The sequence below is a fragment of the Hyphomonas sp. BRH_c22 genome (assembly GCF_000961795.1).
Classification (GTDB): Bacteria; Pseudomonadota; Alphaproteobacteria; order Caulobacterales; family Hyphomonadaceae; genus Hyphomonas.
In genome coordinates this window covers 14,577-32,697 of sequence record NZ_LADU01000118.1, presented here as the reverse complement: position 1 = coordinate 32,697, position 18,121 = coordinate 14,577, and the positions used below count along the sequence as shown (strand labels likewise).

At 63.2% G+C, this 18,121-nt stretch carries 15 protein-coding genes; 10 read left to right on the top strand and 5 right to left on the bottom strand.

Translation table 11 applies throughout. From position 1 onward, the window contains the following. Positions 1-158: 158 nt before the first annotated feature. Complete coding sequence (locus VR74_RS16815; protein WP_045698705.1) at positions 159-1,784, bottom strand: long-chain-fatty-acid--CoA ligase; 1,626 nt, start codon at positions 1,782-1,784, stop codon at positions 159-161. Between the two features lie 98 nt (positions 1,785-1,882). Between VR74_RS16815 and VR74_RS16810 the strand changes: the two genes are divergently transcribed. Together VR74_RS16810 and VR74_RS16805 are read left to right on the top strand one after the other, a co-directional pair. Beyond that, positions 1,883-2,830, top strand: coding sequence for a glycerophosphodiester phosphodiesterase family protein (locus VR74_RS16810; RefSeq protein WP_299950974.1), 948 nt, complete (start codon positions 1,883-1,885; stop codon positions 2,828-2,830). Positions 2,831-3,035: 205 nt separating this feature from the next. Beyond that, positions 3,036-3,485, top strand: coding sequence for a glyoxalase superfamily protein (locus VR74_RS16805; protein WP_045698703.1), 450 nt, complete (start codon positions 3,036-3,038; stop codon positions 3,483-3,485). 5 nt (positions 3,486-3,490) lie between these two features. Here VR74_RS16805 and pdxH read toward each other — a convergent pair whose 3' ends face one another. Next, positions 3,491-4,189 carry a pyridoxamine 5'-phosphate oxidase gene (gene pdxH, locus VR74_RS16800; RefSeq protein WP_045698719.1) on the bottom strand — a complete coding sequence of 233 codons (699 nt, stop codon included), beginning with the start codon at positions 4,187-4,189 and terminating at the stop codon, positions 3,491-3,493. 39 nt (positions 4,190-4,228) lie between these two features. On the opposite strand from pdxH, the gene aroC reads away from it, so the two are divergent. Continuing rightward, on the top strand, positions 4,229-5,320 hold the full coding sequence (gene aroC, locus VR74_RS16795; RefSeq protein ID WP_045698701.1) for a chorismate synthase: 1,092 nt from the start codon (positions 4,229-4,231) through the stop codon (positions 5,318-5,320). A gap of 116 nt (positions 5,321-5,436) precedes the next feature. After that, the gene (locus VR74_RS16790; RefSeq protein WP_045698699.1) at positions 5,437-6,492 is read left to right on the top strand and encodes a hypothetical protein; all 1,056 of its coding nucleotides are present in this window, start codon (positions 5,437-5,439) and stop codon (positions 6,490-6,492) included. A 3-nt stretch (positions 6,493-6,495) separates the two neighbouring features. Here VR74_RS16790 and VR74_RS16785 read toward each other — a convergent pair whose 3' ends face one another. Further along, positions 6,496-7,566 (bottom strand): class I SAM-dependent methyltransferase, encoded by a 1,071-nt coding sequence (locus VR74_RS16785; RefSeq protein WP_045698697.1) that lies wholly within the window; start codon positions 7,564-7,566, stop codon positions 6,496-6,498. A 117-nt stretch (positions 7,567-7,683) separates the two neighbouring features. Between VR74_RS16785 and VR74_RS21250 the strand changes: the two genes are divergently transcribed. Further along, on the top strand, positions 7,684-8,439 hold the full coding sequence (locus VR74_RS21250) for a hypothetical protein (protein WP_299950967.1): 756 nt from the start codon (positions 7,684-7,686) through the stop codon (positions 8,437-8,439). Here the strand turns inward: VR74_RS21250 and VR74_RS16775 are convergent. After that, a complete protein-coding gene (locus tag VR74_RS16775; RefSeq protein ID WP_045698696.1) occupies positions 8,433-9,164 on the bottom strand; it encodes a TlyA family RNA methyltransferase in 732 nt (243 codons plus the stop codon). The genes VR74_RS21250 and VR74_RS16775 overlap by 7 nt on opposite strands. Positions 9,165-9,234: 70 nt before the next feature. On the opposite strand from VR74_RS16775, the gene VR74_RS16770 reads away from it, so the two are divergent. The 5 genes from VR74_RS16770 (at position 9,235) to VR74_RS16750 (ending at position 16,951) form a co-directional block, all read left to right on the top strand. Then, entirely contained in the window at positions 9,235-9,822 is a 588-nt protein-coding gene (locus tag VR74_RS16770) for a superoxide dismutase family protein (protein ID WP_299950964.1), read from the top strand. A 118-nt stretch (positions 9,823-9,940) separates the two neighbouring features. Then, the gene (locus VR74_RS16765) at positions 9,941-11,449 is read left to right on the top strand and encodes an amidase (RefSeq protein WP_045698694.1); all 1,509 of its coding nucleotides are present in this window, start codon (positions 9,941-9,943) and stop codon (positions 11,447-11,449) included. Continuing rightward, on the top strand, positions 11,450-12,478 hold the full coding sequence (locus VR74_RS16760; RefSeq protein WP_299950961.1) for a zinc transporter ZntB: 1,029 nt from the start codon (positions 11,450-11,452) through the stop codon (positions 12,476-12,478). It begins immediately after the preceding gene. 178 nt (positions 12,479-12,656) lie between these two features. After that, a complete protein-coding gene (locus VR74_RS16755; protein ID WP_045698692.1) occupies positions 12,657-13,733 on the top strand; it encodes an efflux RND transporter periplasmic adaptor subunit in 1,077 nt (358 codons plus the stop codon). Then, the gene (locus VR74_RS16750) at positions 13,730-16,951 is read left to right on the top strand and encodes an efflux RND transporter permease subunit (protein WP_045698690.1); all 3,222 of its coding nucleotides are present in this window, start codon (positions 13,730-13,732) and stop codon (positions 16,949-16,951) included. Before VR74_RS16755 ends, VR74_RS16750 begins: the two co-directional genes overlap by 4 nt. A 241-nt stretch (positions 16,952-17,192) precedes the next feature. Here VR74_RS16750 and VR74_RS21245 read toward each other — a convergent pair whose 3' ends face one another. After that, positions 17,193-18,029: a universal stress protein gene (locus VR74_RS21245; protein WP_299950958.1), complete on the bottom strand. Its 837-nt coding sequence runs from the start codon at positions 18,027-18,029 to the stop codon at positions 17,193-17,195. Positions 18,030-18,121: the final 92 nt, after the last annotated feature.

The window sequence follows — 18,121 nt, the reverse complement described above, 5'->3', positions numbered from 1 at the left end:
CCCGCCCGGCCCGCATCCTGCCATCGGCCACGCCGCGCCATGCCGCATCGCGCACGCAGGCCCTGCCGCTGCCGGATTCCTGACCCGGCAGCGCAGCCTTCAAATTTCAGTTTCACCCTCAAGCGCCTTCACGGGCGCCGCATTGGCTGCCGTCAGCATCAGGCCGTTGGCAGCTTGTAGTCCTTGAACGTCTCGCGCAGGGCCAGCTTGTTGATCTTGCCGGTTGCACCGAGCGGGATCTCGTCGACGAAAGCCACGTCATCCGGCGTCCACCATTTGGCGATCTTGCCTTCGAGCGACTGGAGGATTTCCTCCTTGGACGGAGTCTCGCCCGAGGCCGCCTGGATGATCAGCAACGGACGCTCGTCCCATTTGGGATGGTAGACGCCGATGGCCGCCGCATTGGCCACTTTGGGATGGCCGACAGCGATATTCTCGATGTCGATGGATGAAATCCATTCACCGCCGGACTTGATCACATCCTTGGCACGGTCGGTTATGGTCATCGTGCCGTATTCGTCGATGGTGGCAACGTCGCCGGTATCGAAGAAGCCTTCGTCGTCGAGCACATTGCCGCCATCGCCCTTGAAATAGCCCGCCGCAATGGCCGCGCCGCGCACCATCAGGCGGCCGGACGTCTGGCCGTCGCGCGGCAGCTCCTTGCCATTGTCATCGACAATGCGCAGCTCGACGCCGAAAGGCGGGCGCCCCTGCTTCATCTTCTGGTTCATGCGCGTGTCGACATCCGCGTCGATCAGGTGCGGCGGCAGCGTGCCCAGCGTGCCGAGCGGCGAGGTTTCGGTCATGCCCCAGGCGTGAACGACATCCACTTCATAATCCTGCTCGAAGGCGCGGAGGATTTTCTCCGGGATGGCCGATCCGCCGATCAGCACCTTGTTGAGGTGCGGCAGTTTCAGATTGTTCTCCTGCAGATAGGTCAGCAGCATCAGCCAGACGGTCGGGACGGCCGCCGTGATCGAGACCTTCTCGGAATCCAGCAACTCGTAGATCGAGGCGCCGTCCATCTGCGCGCCGGGCATGACCATGTTGGCTCCCGTCGCCGGGCAGCTGAGCGCCAGGCCCCAGGCATTGGCATGGAACATCGGCACGACCGGCAGCACCACATCTGCCGACCCCATGCCCATCGCATCCTTCGACATCGTGACCAGCGTGTGGAGCACATTGGAGCGGTGCGAATAGAGCACGCCTTTCGGGTTGCCCGTGGTGCCGGACGTATAGCAGAGGCCGCAGGCCGTGGTTTCCGGGAAATCGCCCCAGCGGCATTCGGTCGAGCGGCCATCAATCCAGATATCGAACGGAATCGCGCCCAGCGTATTTTCCGGCATCGTGTCCGCGCCGGCAAAGATGACGAAGGTCTTGACCGTCAGGAGATGGTCCTTGATGGCCTCGACAATCGGCAAGAAGGTCTTGTCGAAGATCAGCACCTTGTCTTCGGCATGATTGGCGATCCACGCGATCTGTTCGGGGTGCAGGCGCGGGTTGATCGTGTGCAGCACGGCGCCAATGCCCATCGTGCCATACCAGGCCGCCATGTGGCGCTCGGAATTCCAACCCAGTGTCGCAACCCGGTCGCCGAGACCCACATTGATATCCTTGAGCGCATTGGACACCTGTTTCGACGCATTGAAGAGGTCGGCATAGGTCGTGCGGACGATATGGCCTTCCACGCGGCGGGTGATGATCTCGCGTGTGCCATGCTGCACATTCGCGTGTTCAAGGATCTTGTTCACCGTCAGTGGCCAGTCCTGCATGATGCCTTGCATCGGTATTCCTCCTCCATACGCCCGTTGGGCCGTGTTTTCTTCGTTGTCGTTGGGTTTATTCGCGCTATTGCTGCAGCGCAAGGAACTAGGAGCGCGGCATGTTCAGAATTGTGGTTTCGGTAGCGGCACTGGCGACGCTGACGGCCTGCGGTGACCTGTCCCGCGAGGCGAATCATGGCGCGGCCGACATCACTCCAGCGGGGATTTCCGCGCCGGAATTGCCCCTGCCGGACTATTTCGACTGTGTCCGCCAGAACAAGGGCGTGCTGATCGCCGCCCACCGGGGAGGCCCTGCACCGGGCTATCCGGAAAATACGCTAGAGACCCTGCAATATGGCTTCTCGCAAGGCATCCGCGTGTTCGAAATCGACGTTGCCGAGAGCCGCGATGGCGTATTGACGCTGATGCACGACAACCGGCTGAACCGCACGACGACCGGCGACGGCTATGTCGCCGACACCGACTGGGCGACGCTCTCGGGCCTCAGGATGGTCGATGATGCCGGACAGCGCACCGGATTCGCCCCGCCCAAGCTCACCGACGTGCTCCTCTGGGCCAAGCAGTCCGGCGCCATCCTCGAACTCGACCGCAAGCCGACGACCAGCTTCCGCAACATCGCCTCCGCCGTCCGCGCGGCAGGGGCAGAGGACAGCGTGATCTTCATTTCCTATACCGATCAAGAGGCCGGACAGATCGCCGCCATCGATCCCGGCTTCATGCTGACCGCCTCGGCCTGGGGCTCGCGCGACATTGGAAGGCTCGAAGCCCTCGGCGTGGACCGCACACGCCTCGTTGCCTGGACCGGCACCGGCTCACCTGACTTCGCCGCCTGGGCCCGCGATATCCAGGAAGGCGTCGAACCTGCCTTCGGCACGCTCGGCCGCAAGGGCGAACGCCTCGACGACCAGTATTGGGCTGACGGCAATGGCAGCGAGTATCAGGACCTTGTCGATAATGGCCTCGTCCTCCTCGCCACGGATGTACCCTACCGCGTCGCCGCCGCCCTCACATCCGACGACCTGGCCCGCGAGACATGCGGGCGTTGACGGACACGGAAACCCGGCGTATTTGCGGCCCAGGTTTGAGACACCAGCCGCTCGCCGGGACAAAATCCCGAAGGTGAAGATCTCACAGGCCCCGCAAGGCGCCTGTCCCCATCAGGATGCTGACCCTCTTCCAGCGGTCCTGCGGCAAGGCGAGCCCCCGCATTGACGTGACCGCTTCTGGACGACGGTAAAGGATCTGAAACCCATGTCTTCCCCCATCAATACGCGCGAGCAGGCGAAGGCCCGTGCGCGTGAAATCCGCGCCGTGGAAGCACTGGCCGGACACGCCATCTCGCATTCTGCCGCGCTTGAACGCGTCGCGCAGGAACTCGGCTATCGCGACTGGAACACCGCCTCGGCGCGCCTGTCGAACCTGCCCGAAGTGCCGGTTCAGGTGGGGGATCGCGTCAGCGGGCTCTACCTGAAGAAGTCCTTCGAAGGCGTCGTTCTCGCCGTGCGCGATATCGGCGGCGGCTCGGCTTTCGAGGTGACACTTCACTTCGACGAGCCCGTCGATGTGGTCGAATTCGAGAGCTTCTCCGCCTATCGCCAGCGCGTCACCGCCACGATCTCGGCCGACGGCAGTTCATGGTCGAAGACCAGCGACGGCCACCCGCACATGCGGCTGCTCTCCGTCGCGAACGGCATTGTCTGACGGGATCAGGGATAGAGCCGCGTGGTCGTCCAGCCATCACCGTCGCGCGTGTAGCGCAACCGGTCATGCATGCGGAACGCCTGGTCCTGCCAGAACTCGATTTCTGTCGGCGCCAGGCGGAATCCGCCCCAGAATTCAGGCCGGGGAATGTCCGGCCCGTCGCCGTAGACTTCGGAGACTTCGGCGATGCGCTGCTCGAACACCGCGCGGTCCGGCAGGGGCCGCGACTGGTCGGACGCGATGGCGCTGATCCGGCTCTGGGCGGCGCGGGAAGCAAAATACGTGTCCGCCTCGGCCTCGGATACGCGAGTGATGTCGCCCCGGATGCGGACCTGACGGCGCAGGCTTTTCCAGTGCAGGCAGAGCGCCGCGCGCGGATTGGCAGCCAGCTGCTGGCCCTTCTGGCTCTGCAGGTTGGTGAAGAAGGAGAATCCCTCAGCGGAAATCTCCTTCAGCAGCACGATGCGGACATCCGGCATGCCGCCTGAATCCACGGTCGCAAGGGCCATGGCATTGGAATCATTGAGCTCCGCCGCCCTCGCCTCGGCCATCCAGTCGCGGAAGAAGGCGATCGGGTCGTCGGTGACAGGGATAAGCGGGCGATCGCCGCTCGTGGCATAGTCTGCAGCACTTGGTGACGGGGGAATGACGGGAGACACGGTAGCTGGCCCTCTTTGCGGATTTGTTAGGCGTCCTGTTTTCATATAGGAGGCAGCGAACTTAAACGAGGGCTGCGGCACAACATGTCACACAACACATTCGGTCACCTGTTCCGCGTCACGACCTGGGGCGAAAGCCATGGGCCCGCGCTCGGCTGCGTCATAGACGGCTGCCCGCCCGGACTGGCGCTGACACCTAAATGGATTCAGGGCTTCCTGGACAAGCGCCGCCCCGGCACATCGCGCTTCGTCACCCAGCGCCAGGAACCGGACGCCGTGAAAATCCTCTCCGGCGTGTTCGAGGATGACCGGACCGGCGGCCCGGTGACCACCGGAACACCGATTTCGCTGATGATCGAGAATACCGACCAGCGGTCCAAGGATTACAGCGAAAACCGCGACCGCTACCGGCCCGGCCATGCCGATTTCTCCTATGACGCGAAATACGGCGTGCGGGACTATCGCGGCGGCGGGCGGTCAAGTGCGCGGGAGACGGCGGCGAGGGTGGCCGCAGGGGCGGTGGCAAGGTGTGTGCTGGGGGGCGGCGTGACCCTGCGCGGCGCCGTGGTCCAGATCGGGCCCCACGCGGTCGACCGGTCGAAATGGGACTGGGCGCAGACAGCCGAAAATCCGTTCTGGTGTCCTGACAGGGACATGGCGGCACAATGGGAAAGCTTCCTCGACACGACCCGCAAGGCCGGAAGTTCGGCGGGGGCCATCGTCGAAGTGCATGCCAGCGGCGTTCCTGCCGGATGGGGCGCGCCGGTCTATGGCAAGCTGGACGCCGAACTCGCCGGCGCCATGATGAGCATCAATGCCGTCAAGGGCGTGGAGATCGGTGCCGGCTTTGCCGCAGCAGCCTTCAGCGGCGAGGAAAATGCCGACGAGATGCGCGCGGGCAATGACGGCGTACGGTTCCTGTCCAACCATAATGGCGGCGTCGCCGGCGGCATTTCCACGGGACAGGATGTCGTCGTGCGCCTTGCGGTCAAGCCGACCTCCTCGATCCTGAACGAAGTGAAATCCGTGACCCGCGGCGGCGAGGATGTGGACGTGCGCACCGTCGGACGCCACGACCCTTGCGTCGGCATTCGCGCCGTGCCGGTGGCCGAGGCGATGATGGCCTGTGTCCTGGCTGACGCGAAGCTGCGCCACCGGGGCCAGACGGGGCGCTGACGGCACGCCACGGAACGATCCGTGATCGTCACATTTTATTCATATTCCTCCCAATCGGAATCGCCTGCCCAAGCTGCTAACTGACACGCGGGTTCAGTAGATGGCGGGTGCAGGCAATGGGCGGGATTGAAATCTTCGGGATCATCGGCTTTGCCGTGGCCGCCTATGCGGTTGTGGCCAACGATTCCATCCAGACACTCGGCACATTCCTGTCATCGAATGCGAAACGGCCCTGGTGGGTGCTGTGGATTTTCGCCAGCACGATACTGGTCGCTGTTGTGGCCTACGGATATATCAGCGGCGCGGGCGATGTCGCCTATGACCGCCTCGACAAGCTGTCCGTCCTGCCCGGCGAGGGCGACCGCAGCGGCACCTTCGTACCCGGCATTCAGTGGTGGCACGCCCTGCCGCCCCTCGTGCTGCTGGTGATGACGCGCTATGGCATTCCGGTCTCCACGACCTTCCTCGTGCTGACACTGTTTGCCCTGTCGGGCGGCTCGGCAACAGAGGGCGTGCTGCAGAGCATGCTGGTCAAGTCAGCGCTGGGCTATGTCGTCGCCTTCGTGGTGGGCGTGATCATCTGGATTGTCATTTCCCGCACCTTCGAACGCTGGGTGTTCGATACGAAGGAAGATCTGCCCTGGCCCTACTGGGTGACGTTCCAGTGGATGTCGACCACTTTCCTCTGGTCGCAATGGCTGATGCAGGATCTGGCCAACATCTTCATCTACCTTCCCCGCGATGTGTCTGTGATCGCTGGCGAGACGCATGTGAGTTTCGACCCGGCCTATGTGGTCGGCGGCACGATCCTGCTTGTCCTGATCCAAGCCTATATCTTTGCGACCAGGGGCGGCGAGATCCAGAAAATCGTACAGTCGAAAGTGAACACGGTGGATGTACGCGCCGCCACGATCGTGGACGTTTTCTATGGCGTCATCCTGTTCGTCTTCAAGGAAATCAGCAATGTGCCGATGAGCACGACCTGGGTCTTCCTGGGCCTGCTGGCCGGACGTGAACTGGCGATTGCCTATGTCGCCCACCTGCGTAACAAGCGCGAAGCGGTCCGGGACGTGCTGAGTGATGCGGGACGGGCCTTTCTCGGCCTCATCATCTCGATCCTGCTGGCCTTTGCGATGCCCTTCCTCGGTACGGGCCGCCTGCCGAGCTTCTGATCTTCAGGCCTTGCGCCAGGTGGTGACCTTGGTGAGGAAGGCCAGCGTTTCGCGTTCCGCTGTCAGGCCCGCGCCGGTGCAGGCTGCGGCCATATCCCAGGACAGGTAGCCTTCGTAATAGGGCTCGTGGAAACCGTGCGGGAAGTATTCCAGCAGGCCGTCCATTACCGGATAGTCACCGAACTGCGTGCTGTCGGCGAGAATGAACAGGCCCCCCGGTTTCAGGACGCGCGCGACCTCGGCCAGCACGGCCCCGCGCACTTCGGGCGGCAATTCATGGAACAGGAAGATCGAGACCACCACGTCCTGGCTGGCATCCGGCAACGGCATGGCTTCGGCCGCTTCGTGCAGGATGTGGACCTGCGGCCAGCGCGCCAGCCGCTTGCGGGCCGCTTCGGTATAGCTCGGCGAAAGATCGAGCCCGCTCGCCTGCAGGCGCGGATACACATTCATGACGCGGGACAGGAACCGGCCATTGCCGCAGGCAAGGTCAAGCAGGCGGACGCGGCGCTGGTCCCTGCCCTTCAGTTCCCTCGATATTTCAGCCAGCGCGGCGCGGCGCATGGCGTCGGCCGTGCCGGTGAACAGCGCCTCGACCTGCGTGTCGTAGAGCTCAGCGCTTTCGTCGGTGAACCAGCCGCCGGACTGGTAGTGGAAATTCTGGGTGTAGTAATCCGGGTAGCGATTGGACTGTTCAGGCAGGGAAGCGCGAATCTCGGCGCCATCGCGGGCCTTGCGGCGCCGGTCCACTTCGGCGACATCCTCGCGGAAGGCGCGGGCGGATTTCAGGGCATTGGGCAGGTCGCGCAGGCGCAGGTCGTTCGGCGCCGGATAGAGCCCCGCCTCGACATTCAGCCGGTCCTGGATGAACAGATCGAAATAGGCCTTGCGCAGCGCGGCCATGTCGGGCGCACCGCGCGAGGGCTCGAATTTCGGCTCATCAGGCCGGTTGAAGCCGCCCGCACTGCGCCGGGCCGCTGTCATCTGCGCGCCATACCAGGCCGAGCGCAGGCCCTGCTGCGCCGCATAACGTGCACGCGCAGCCGTTTTCGAGGCGATGCTCAACAGTCCCATGGCGTCAATATGGGGCGCGGCAGGAAGGCCGTCCAGCCTTCAGCTCTGGTTCAGGTTCGCCTTGTCATGTTCCGCTTCAGTCTGGCGGCATCGTGCCTGCCAAAAAGGAGATTCGCGATGATGAAACGATCGCTTCTCGCCGGAGCCACAGTTGCTCTTGCACTTGCCATCCCGGGCGCCGCAGCGGCGCAGTCGGGATACGGCTATGCGCCGCAGAATTCGGCGTGCGAGCGCCAGCGCAGCGACGACAAGCTTGCCGGCGGCGTCGCAGGCGCACTGGTCGGCGGCCTGATCGGCGGGGCCATTGGCAACAATATCGACAGCGGCGACGACTATTATCGCGGGAACCGGGGCCATCGCGGCTATGGACGCGGGCATCGCCGCAGCTACAGCCATAATTATCGCCGTGACAGTGACAATAGCGACGAAGTCGTGGTCGGTGCCCTTCTGGGCGCGCTGGTGGGCGGTGTCGCAGGCAGCCAGATCGCGGGCAGCTCAAGCGCGAATTGCAGCTCGGCCGGGCCAACGCCCTACCAGCCGTCAAACAGCTATCGCGGCGGCACCTATCAGGGCGGGTCCATACCGCGCACGACGGACGGGCTGTATGGCGGCCCAGAAGTGATGGAGCCGCGCGGCTATCCCTACAACCAGCCGCCGGCACGGACCTATCCGGCGTCATCCTACCCGGATGACGAGTATTACGATCAGGGCTATGACGATCAGGCCTATTACGGCGAACCGGCCTATTACCAGCAGGAATGCCGGATGGTCTATCAGGGTGGCACCCATGTGCGCGCCTGCCGCAACAATCCGACCGAAACCTGGCGCGTGATGAACAACCCGGCGCAGGACGAAGAGCTTTACGGCTACTGAGCGCGCCTTGCGTGAAACAGGCGTTCGGCATTGCCGTCGCCGCCGGAAATCGGGCTGGCTGTCCAGGCAAGGATGGGCCAGCCTTTTTCCTTCATCCATAGCGCAAATGCAGCGGCGGCCTGTTCGGTGGCCACGGTATCGGTCACCAGACCGCCCTTGCCGACATGGGCGCGGCCGACCTGGAATTGCGGTTTGAACAGGCCGACGAAATCGGCCTCTGGCGCGGCGAGACCGAGCGGGACGTCCAGCAATTTCTCCAGCGAAATGAAGCTCGCATCGCAAACCAGCAAGCTTGGCGGCGCGGGCAGATCGGCGGCGGTGAGCGCGCGGGCATCCTTGCCTTCCAGCGAGGTGACGCGCGGGTGGCCCTGCAGGGAGACATGAAACTGGCCATGGCCGACATCAACCGCCGTCACATGCGCCGCGCCTGCCCCGATGAGGACGTCGGTGAAGCCGCCGGTCGAGGCACCGATATCGAGGCAGTGGCGGCCGTTCACGTCAACGCCGAACACGTCCAGCGCATGGGCCAGCTTGAGTCCGCCGCGCGAGACATAGGGATGGGCGGGCCCGGCCTGGATCGTGTCATGTGAAGACAGCATCTGGGACGGCTTTGCGACCACGACGCCATTGGCTGTGACGCAGCCTGCCTCGATGGCCGCGCGGGCGCTGGCCCGGCTGTCAAAATGGCCGAGGGACACAAGGAGTTTATCAGCCCGGTCTTTCATTTCGTGAAACTACCCCTGCAATCGGCGCGTTCTGCCCTATAGTAGACCAAAGATCGACAGGAGACTCATCATGCTGGACCGGCTCGCAATCGGACTATTCGCCCTTTCCCTCACAGCTTGCAGCCAGGAAGCGGCCCAGCCGCAGGAAATGCAGCACGACCCGCTGCCCGCTGCTGAAGACCTGCCCGGACCGGCCGACGGCGTGTATCCGTCCATGATGCGTTCGACGGCCTCAATCGTGGGCATGGACGGCACCGAGATCGGCACGGCGAACCTGCTGGGCGGACCGAATGGCCTGCTCATCCGCATTGAAATTGCGCCGGGCGGACTGGTGCCGGGCTGGCATGGCCTGCACTTGCATGCGGTGGGCGATTGTTCGGATGTCGGCACGTTCAAGGCGTCTGGCGGCCATGTGGGCATGGTCGCGGGCGGTCACGGCCTGCTAAACCCCAAGGGGCCTGAAGGGGGCGACATCCCGAACATCTGGGCAGGCGCTGACGGCGCTGCCGGGTACGAAGCGTACACGACACTGGCCGAGATGGCGGAGCTGGTTGACGAAGACGGATCCGCTATCCTGATTCATGAAAGCGAAGACGACCACATGACCCAGCCGATTGGCGGGGCCGGTGCGCGCGTGGCCTGCGGCGTGATCAAATAGGCCCATCCTCGGTGAGGCGGCGCGGGGCGTCTGCTGTCATCGGGCCGTCCTCTTGCGCTTGCCAGCGGACCGTTACACGGTGTGCCCAGCAAGCAAAAGACTTGGGAGGACACAACGAATGACCCGACTTACCCGACGCGGCGCCCTGCTGGGCGGCACCGCACTAACTGCCTTGGCCGCATGTGGACAGAAGACGGCGGTCCCGGAGGCCGCGCCTGTCGGCGCTGAAACGCCAACACCATCAGCACCTGGCCGCATGGACGGGACCGCCATGGCGGCAGCCATTGCCGCAGGCGAGACGACATCGCAGGAACAGGTCGCAGCCGCCATCGCGCGGGCCGAGTCGGTGAACGGACAGCTCAACGCCATTGCGACCGAGACGTTCGAACAGGCCCGCGCCGAGGCGCTGTTGCCGATGACCGGCGCCTTTGCGGGCGTGCCGACCTTCATCAAGGACCTGCTGGACTGGAAAGGCACGCAAACCCTGTGGGGCAGCCGCGCCTTTCGCGGAAACATCGCGGCCGCTGACTCGCCCTTCGCGGAAAAATGGCGCGCGGCCGGCGTCGTCTCCCTCGGCAAGAGCACATCGCCCGAAATGGGCCTGACCTCATCGACCGAACCGCTGGTCACCGGGGCGACGCGCAATCCATGGGACCTGAGCCGCATTCCGGGCGGATCATCGGGCGGCGCCGCCGCGCTGGTTGCCGCGCGCGTGGTGCCGTTCGCACATGCCAGCGACGGTGGCGGCTCGATCCGTATCCCCGCGAGCACATGTGGCGTGTTCGGCCTGAAGCCGTCACGCGGGCAATTGCCGAGCCGCGAACCCGGCGCGCCGCCGCCTGTCGATATTTCCGTCAATCACGCCGTCACGATCAGTGTGCGGGATTCCATCAACCTGTTCCGTCTGGCGCAGGTCAATGACGGGACATTCGCGCCATTGGGGAACCTGGCGCCCCTGACGCGCCGCCTGCGGATCGGCTATGCTCCGGAATCAGTAAGCGGCTCACCGGTCGCGCCTGAGACACGCGCAGCGCTGGACGAGGTGGCACAGCTCTGCCGTGACCTTGGCCATGACGTCATCGACTTCAAACCACCTCTCGACGGGGTCGAGTTCACCGACAGGTTCCTGCTGTACTGGGCGGCTGGCGCAGCGGCCTTTGCCCAGCAGGCCAGCGCCTATTCGGGCAAGCCGATCGGCCCCGACATTGTTGAGCCGTGGACACTGGGACTGGCCGCACGCGCGCAGGCGCGCCAGGCCGAGATGCCGGAAACCGTGGGCTACCTCCTGGCGTTCGAGCAGCAATACAATGCCTGGTTCGACTCGATGGACCTGATGCTGTCGCCGGTGACCGGCAGCCCAGCCGTTCCCATCGGCGAACAGGCCCCGGACGGCGATTTCGACAAGGTGATGGAAAGCGTGCTGAACTTTGCCGCGTTCACGGCGCCGATGAACGTATCCGGCGCCGCCTCGATGAGCGTTCCGCTGTCATGGTCGCCGTCGGGCCTGCCCATCGGTTCGATGTTCTCTGGCAAGAAGGGCGACGATGCGCTCCTGTTCGAACTGGCGCTGGAACTGGAAGCCGCCCGGCCATGGGCCGACAGGCTGCCGGGCGTTGTTGCCAGCTAGATGAGTACCGAGCCTGCTCCCGCAACCAGCCCGGATACGGATGACGCCCCTGGCATCGAGCCGTTGCTGTTCGGTTTCGGGTTTGCAGCCGATGGCGCGGCAACAGCCCTGACATGGGAAGACGTGCTGTCGGGCGACATCGCGAAATACGCGCGCGTCTGGCTGCATCTCAATCGCCTGTCACGCCAGGCACAGGGATGGCTCTACCGCAAGAGCGGGCTCGACAAGCTGGCGGCGCAATCCCTGTTGCAGGAAGACACGCGGCCACGCTCCACCCGGCACAATCAGGGCTTCCTGATCAACCTGCGCGGGGTGAACCTCAATGCCGGTGAAGCGCTGGAGGACATGCTGGCCCTGCGCATGTGGGCGAGCGATGCGCTGCTGATCACACTGCGCGCGAAGCCGATCCAGGCAACCCGCGATGTCGAGGCCATGGTAAAATCCGGTGAAGCGCCGGGTACGACAGGCGGCCTGGTGGCGGCGCTGGCCAATGCCCTGACCAACCGGATGGAACCTGAGCTCGCGGTGTTTGACGAACAGGCCGACGGGTTCGAGGATGAGATTCTCGACCCGCACGTGCGGGTCGGCCGCGCAGAGCTGGCGGAATTCCGCCGTAAGGTGCTGGCGCTGCGGCGCTATATCGTGCCGCAACGTGAGGCCCTGTCGCAGCTGGTGCGCGAGGGCAGCGCGGCGGGCTTCTTTTCCGAAACGGATGTGCTCCACATGAGGGAGGCGGTTGATCGCGTCACGCGCCTTGCCGAGGACCTTGATGCCATCCGGGAACGGTCGGTCGTCCTGCAGGAACAGATCATGGAAGAGCGCTCCGACATGATGAACCAGCGGCTGTTCGTGCTGTCGATCCTGTCGGCTGTTTTCCTGCCGATCAGCTTCGTGACGGGACTGTTCGGCGTGAATGTTGGCGGCATGCCGGGCGTGGACAGCCCGCTGGCATTTGGCGTGCTCGTCGCCTCGCTGATCGCCGCCACGACCGCCATGCTGGCGATCTTCCGCTGGCGCCGCTGGATATGACCGGGCCAGCTTTCCCTTAGGTTACTTGTTAACCATAACTTTCGGCCTGCCTCGAAAACGACGCAGAACCTTTGTCATAATTCAATGCCCTTGCCGTAGTTAAAGGATGAAGCGGCGCTTACTCTGGCGACGCGACGACCTATATTTGCTAGTGTCAGCTCCCGGAAAGACCCTGCCTGTGAACCGTTCTGTCGCCATTGCCCTCGGGCTACTCATTCTGATTGTTGCCTATTTCGGCATTCGCAGCGTCATGCGCGGCAGTATCAGCTCGCAAACCGAAGCGGTCGTCGTCGACCGGTCGGCACAGATTCCCGACGCCATTGTCGAAACGGTGTCCAGCCAGTTGCACCCGGTGACGATCGAGGCCAAGGGGCGCACCGCACCTGACAAGTCCGTCACGGTCAAGGCCGGCACAACGGGCACGGTGGTTTCCACGCCTGTCCGCGAAGGCAGTTTTGTACGCAAGGGGGCCTTGTTGTGCGGGCTGGATGTGGAAGCGCGCAGCGCCCGGGTGAAGGAAGCCGAGGCACAACGCGATTCCGCCAAAGTCGATTTTGAAGCCGCCCGCGCCCTCGCCGCGAAAGGCCTGACGCCTGCCAACCGCGAAGCAGCGGCGCAGGCCACGCTGGACGCGACCGAAGCAGCGCTGAACGCCGCCAAGGTGGAACTCGCCAAGACCCAGATCCGCGCACCGTTTGACGGCATATTTGAATCGCGGCTCGCCGAGGCCGGTGATTTTCTCGCACCCGGCGCGGCATGCGGCGTGCTGATCGACATGACCCCCGTCATTGTCGCCGCTGAAGTGTCGGAAGACTATGCCAGCCGCCTGAGCGTCGGGATGGAAGCGAAGGCCAAACTGGCCAGCGGTGAAACCTACACGTCCAAGGTACGCTACATCGCGCGCGCAGCCAGCGAGCAGACGCGCACCTTCCTGATCGAGGCCGAACTCGAAACGGGCGAAGCCAGCGTTCCTGCAGGTGTATCGGCATCCCTGATCCTGCCTGTGATGAGCGTTCCGGCCACGCTGATCTCGCCCGCCCTGCTGACGCTGTCGGATGCAGGTGAACTGGGTGTGCGGTATATCGAAGAGGATGACACGGTGCGGTTTGCGCCCATCGAGGTGGTTGACGAGGGCGTTGGCGGCGCGTGGGTGACCGGATTGCCGGACACGGTGCGGGTCATCTCGATGGGGCAGGACTATCTGAGCGAAGGGGTTAAAGTGAATCCCGTTCCAGCCAGCGGAGCCGTGCAATGAACGGATTGATTGACGGCGCCATCGGGCGGGCCCGCATGGTGCTCGCCATTCTCGTGTGTGCCATCATCGCTGGCACCGCGACCTATATCGGATTGCCCAAGGAAGCCGACCCGGACATCCAGATTCCCGTTGTGGGGATCACCGTGCCGCTCACGGGCGTGACGCCGGAAGATGCCGAGCGCCTCCTGGTCAAACCGATCGAACAGGAAATCCAGTCGCTGGAAGGCCTCAAGACATTCCGCGGCTATGGCGCAGAGGGCGCCGGCCAGCTCGTGCTCGAGTTCGAACTGACGACCGATATCGATCAGGCTGTGCTCGACGTGAAAGACAAGGTGGACATGGCCAAGCGCTATTTCCCCGATGATGCGCGCGAACCGATCATTACAGAGGTGAACGCGGCGCAGTTCCCGATCATGGTGGTGAACCTGTATGGCGACGCGCCGGAGCGCGGCCTCAATGCGATTGCCGAAGACCTGCAGGACCGCCTCGAGCGCGACGCGGGCATCCTTGAAGCTCGTATTGTCGGCCGCCGCGAGGACGTGCTCGAGATTGTCGTCGATCCGGTGAAGCTGGAAACCTACAATATTTCCTATCAGGAAATCTTCCAGGTCGTTTCGTCCAACAACCAGCTCGTACCGGCTGGCCAGATCGATACGGGCGAAGGCAGCTTTGCGGTCAAGGTGCCCGGCCTGATCCGGACAGCAAAGGACGCGCTTGACCTGCCCATCCGGCGCACCGAGAACGCGGTAGTGACCCTGTCGGACGTCGCCGAAGTGCGCCGCACCTACAAGGACGCGACCGGTTACGCGACGTTCAACGGGCAACCGGCCCTGCTGATCGAAATCGTGAAACGCTCGGGCGCCAACATTCTCGACACGGCGAACTTCGTCCGGGACACGATCGACGAAACCAGGCCGAACTGGCCAAATACGGTTCGGACGCAGATTACATCCGATGCATCTGAGCTGATCGGGGAACAACTCGGCCAGCTGCAAAGCTCGATCGTCACAGCTGTTTTGCTGGTGATGATCATCTGTGTGGCCGCCCTGGGCCTGCGCTCTGCGCTACTGGTCGGCATTTCCATTCCGTCGTCATTCGTGATGGCCTTCCTGCTGCTAGGCGCGTTCGGCTACACGATCAACATGATGGTCATGTTCGGCATGGTGATTGCCGTGGGTATCCTAGTCGATGGCGCGATCGTGGTGACCGAATATGCTGACCGGAAAATGGCCGAAGGGCTCGACCGGAAGGAAGCCTACAGCCTCGCCGGCAAACGCATGTTCTGGCCTGTCGTTGCCTCCAACGCGACGACGCTGGCCGCCTTCGTGCCCTTCCTGTTCTGGAATTCCATGCCGGGCAAGTTCATGGCTTACCTGCCGATCACGCTGATCTTCGTTCTGACGGCATCGCTGGTAATGGCGCTGATCTTCCTGCCGGTCCTCGGATCGGTGATCGGTGCACGCCCGAGCGGGACCAATGAAGACCTGGCCGCGCTCGCCGCCGATGCCGACCCCGAGCAGGCGAAGGGCTGGCTGGGTGCCTATGTGAAACTCATCAAGGGACTGATCGCACGCCCGCTCCTGGTAACGGCAGGCGCGCTCGGATCGGTCGTGCTCATCTTCGTATGGTTCAGCGCAACGCCTCACAAGTCCGAGCTCTTCCTCGATATTGAACCGGAGCAGGCCTATGTCTTCATTCAGGCACAGGGCAGCCTGTCGGCCGCAGAGCAGGCGACCCTGGTGCGTCGAGCCGAAACCGTAATCAAGGATGTCGAGGGTATCGAAGACATCTCCACACGCGCCGGCAAGGGCGGTGAAGACGGCATCAGTTTCGGCGGCGCATCGCCGCCGGTCGATTCGATTGGCCAGATACTGCTCGATCTCGCCACGGATGACGGCGTGCATGACGGCCGGGAGACACTGGCTGAAGTCCGTGCACTGCTTGATGCTGTTCCGGGCCTCCGGTACCAGATCCAGGCCCGCGAAAATGGCCCGCCGTCCGGCAAGGACATCCAGATTGCGCTTCTATCCGAAGACAGCCAGGCCCTGAATGCGGCCGCATCCCTGCTGCGCACCAAGCTCGAAAGCATGAACGAACTGCACGAGATCGACGACACGCGCCCCCTGCCCGGCATCGAATACCAGCTGGAAGTGGATCGCGCGGAAGCCGGCAAGTTTGGCGTCGACATTTCGCAGGTCGGCGCGGCGGTCCAGCTGGTGACCAATGGTATCCTGGTCGGGCGCTACCGGCCGGATGATGCACCGGATGAAGTCGACATTCGCGTACGCTTTCCCCAGACGGACCGGAGCGCATCCGCGATCGACAATTTGCGGATTGCGACGCCTGCCGGGAATGTTCCCTTGTCACTGTTTGTCGAACGGGTGCCCGCGCCACGCGTCAGCCAGATCGAGCGGCGGGACGGCAAGCGCGTCATCGACGTGCGCGCCAACGCGATCGAGCAGGGCGCCGGCGCCGCCTTGGTGGCGGACCTGAAAGAATGGATCGCAACGCAGAACATCCCCAGCAGCGTCGAAGTCAGGTTTGAAGGCGCGGACGAGGATTCAGCCGAAGCGGGCGCCTTCTTCGCCGGCGCTGCGCTGGCGGCCCTGTTCATGATGGCCGTGATCCTGCTCTGGGAGTTCAACAATTTCTGGCAGGTGATCCTGACCCTGACGGCTGTGATCATTTCGACAGCCGGCGTGCTGGTCGGCATCCAGCTGTTGCTGCCCTACGTTTCCGTGCTGATGATCGGAACGGGCATCGTGGCACTGGCCGGGATCGTGGTGAACAACAATATCGTCCTGATCGATACCTATAACCGGCTGCGCAGCGATGGACGAACGCCCGAATATGCGGCGATTGCCACGGCGGCCCAGCGTATCCGTCCAATCCTGCTGACAACCGGCACGACAATCTGCGGCCTGTTGCCGATGGTCTACCAGATGAATGTGAGCTTTGCCGATGGCGCCATCAATTTCGGCAGCGCCTCATCGGAATGGTGGGTGCAGCTGGCCACGGCCGTCGTGTTCGGCCTCGCCTTCTCGACCATCATGATCCTGCTAGTCACCCCTGTATGGCTTCTGGTACCGCACCGGGTTGGCCGGTGGACGCGGCGGATGAGCGACCGTGTGCGCGGCCGGAAACCTGCCGATACCGTGCATGTGCTGGCTGACGATGACAGCAAGGAACGTGACCGGATGCTCCCGGCTGCCGAATAGGCGCCCGTCTTCAGCGCGCCAAGGCCCGTACAGCCGCACCGGGTTGTCGATCAGCAATTCTCGGAATGGGCGCGATCTTCGTGTCTTGCGTCCGGCAACCCGGCATTAAACCTCCGCCAGGACTTCAAGGCCTGGTGGGATACCTGCTGTAGCCAGGTCACGCTACAGACCGGCCAACCATGTTTCCCTTCAGGCATTGATCATAGAAAAGGAATCAAAATCTGAGTTGTGCAGATAGCTCCTAATGTGACAGCAGTAGCGGCAGCCTCACATCGCGAAGCATACTGCGGGTTACACCGCCAAACAGCGATTGCTGAAGGCGAGAATGGCGGTAGCCGCCAAGAACCATCAAGTCCGCATTCGTATCGGTCGCCACCTGCATCAAAACTTCATGAGTTGATCGGCCAAGGCTGCCTTCATTTCTAAGCTCGACCTTCAGCCCATGCCTGGCGAGGTGAGCAGCGATGTCCAGCCCGGGCGCGTCGCCATGATCAAGGCTGCCAGACCGGGCATCCACCGTCACGATGCTAACCTCTGCATCTTCCGAGGTAAGCAGCAGAGCGTCATGCATGGCACGGGCAGCTTCTGCGCTGGCATCCCAACCAATAACGATCTTTCTGCCGATTGGGCCTGGATTCCAGTCGACTGGGGCTACGAGCACGGGTCGGCCGGAGCCGAGGAGTGCCGCTTCAATCAATTGGATATACGGGTGACTCTCTTCTTTGCTAGGCGCGCGGATGACGGCAATATCAGCGTATCGCGCAATGGTGGCCACACGCGATTCCAGGTTGGGGCTGTAGGTCTTGTCGGGGCGCAGTTCGATGAGAGGAAAGCGTTTATCCAGTACTTCCTTCAACTCGGCAAAAAATCGATTGATAAGGGCATTCTCATGATTGAGCAGGCCAACAGGTGCCGCACCCATCCCGAACTCGGTGTACAGCACCGGAGACTGCAAGATGCCAATGGCCGAGCATGCGATGTGGGCATCGCAATCCATTGCGATTTGATGGCCGAGGTCGATTGCACTGGCATCCACGCTAGCGCTCACGACACAGACGATAATATCTTTCAATTGCATGATGTTTCCTTCCAAGTCTGACCAATTTGACCCGCTTAACCTGCAGCAATGGCAAGCTAACCCGCCAACTTGTCGTGAGCTCAAACCTGTCG

What these genes read in the sequence shown, in the direction of transcription:
- VR74_RS16815 (WP_045698705.1), bottom strand. Translation starts at nt 1,784, where the DNA reads ATGCAAGGCATCATGCAGGACTGGCCACTGACGGTGAACAAGATCCTT.
- VR74_RS16810 (WP_299950974.1), top strand. Translation starts at nt 1,883, where the DNA reads ATGTTCAGAATTGTGGTTTCGGTAGCGGCACTGGCGACGCTGACGGCC.
- VR74_RS16805 (WP_045698703.1), top strand. Translation starts at nt 3,036, where the DNA reads ATGTCTTCCCCCATCAATACGCGCGAGCAGGCGAAGGCCCGTGCGCGT.
- pdxH (WP_045698719.1), bottom strand. Translation starts at nt 4,189, where the DNA reads ATGAAAACAGGACGCCTAACAAATCCGCAAAGAGGGCCAGCTACCGTG.
- aroC (WP_045698701.1), top strand. Translation starts at nt 4,229, where the DNA reads ATGTCACACAACACATTCGGTCACCTGTTCCGCGTCACGACCTGGGGC.
- VR74_RS16790 (WP_045698699.1), top strand. Translation starts at nt 5,437, where the DNA reads ATGGGCGGGATTGAAATCTTCGGGATCATCGGCTTTGCCGTGGCCGCC.
- VR74_RS16785 (WP_045698697.1), bottom strand. Translation starts at nt 7,566, where the DNA reads ATGGGACTGTTGAGCATCGCCTCGAAAACGGCTGCGCGTGCACGTTAT.
- VR74_RS21250 (WP_299950967.1), top strand. Translation starts at nt 7,684, where the DNA reads ATGATGAAACGATCGCTTCTCGCCGGAGCCACAGTTGCTCTTGCACTT.
- VR74_RS16775 (WP_045698696.1), bottom strand. Translation starts at nt 9,164, where the DNA reads ATGAAAGACCGGGCTGATAAACTCCTTGTGTCCCTCGGCCATTTTGAC.
- VR74_RS16770 (WP_299950964.1), top strand. Translation starts at nt 9,235, where the DNA reads ATGCTGGACCGGCTCGCAATCGGACTATTCGCCCTTTCCCTCACAGCT.
- VR74_RS16765 (WP_045698694.1), top strand. Translation starts at nt 9,941, where the DNA reads ATGACCCGACTTACCCGACGCGGCGCCCTGCTGGGCGGCACCGCACTA.
- VR74_RS16760 (WP_299950961.1), top strand. Translation starts at nt 11,450, where the DNA reads ATGAGTACCGAGCCTGCTCCCGCAACCAGCCCGGATACGGATGACGCC.
- VR74_RS16750 (WP_045698690.1), top strand. Translation starts at nt 13,730, where the DNA reads ATGAACGGATTGATTGACGGCGCCATCGGGCGGGCCCGCATGGTGCTC.
- VR74_RS21245 (WP_299950958.1), bottom strand. Translation starts at nt 18,029, where the DNA reads ATGCAATTGAAAGATATTATCGTCTGTGTCGTGAGCGCTAGCGTGGAT.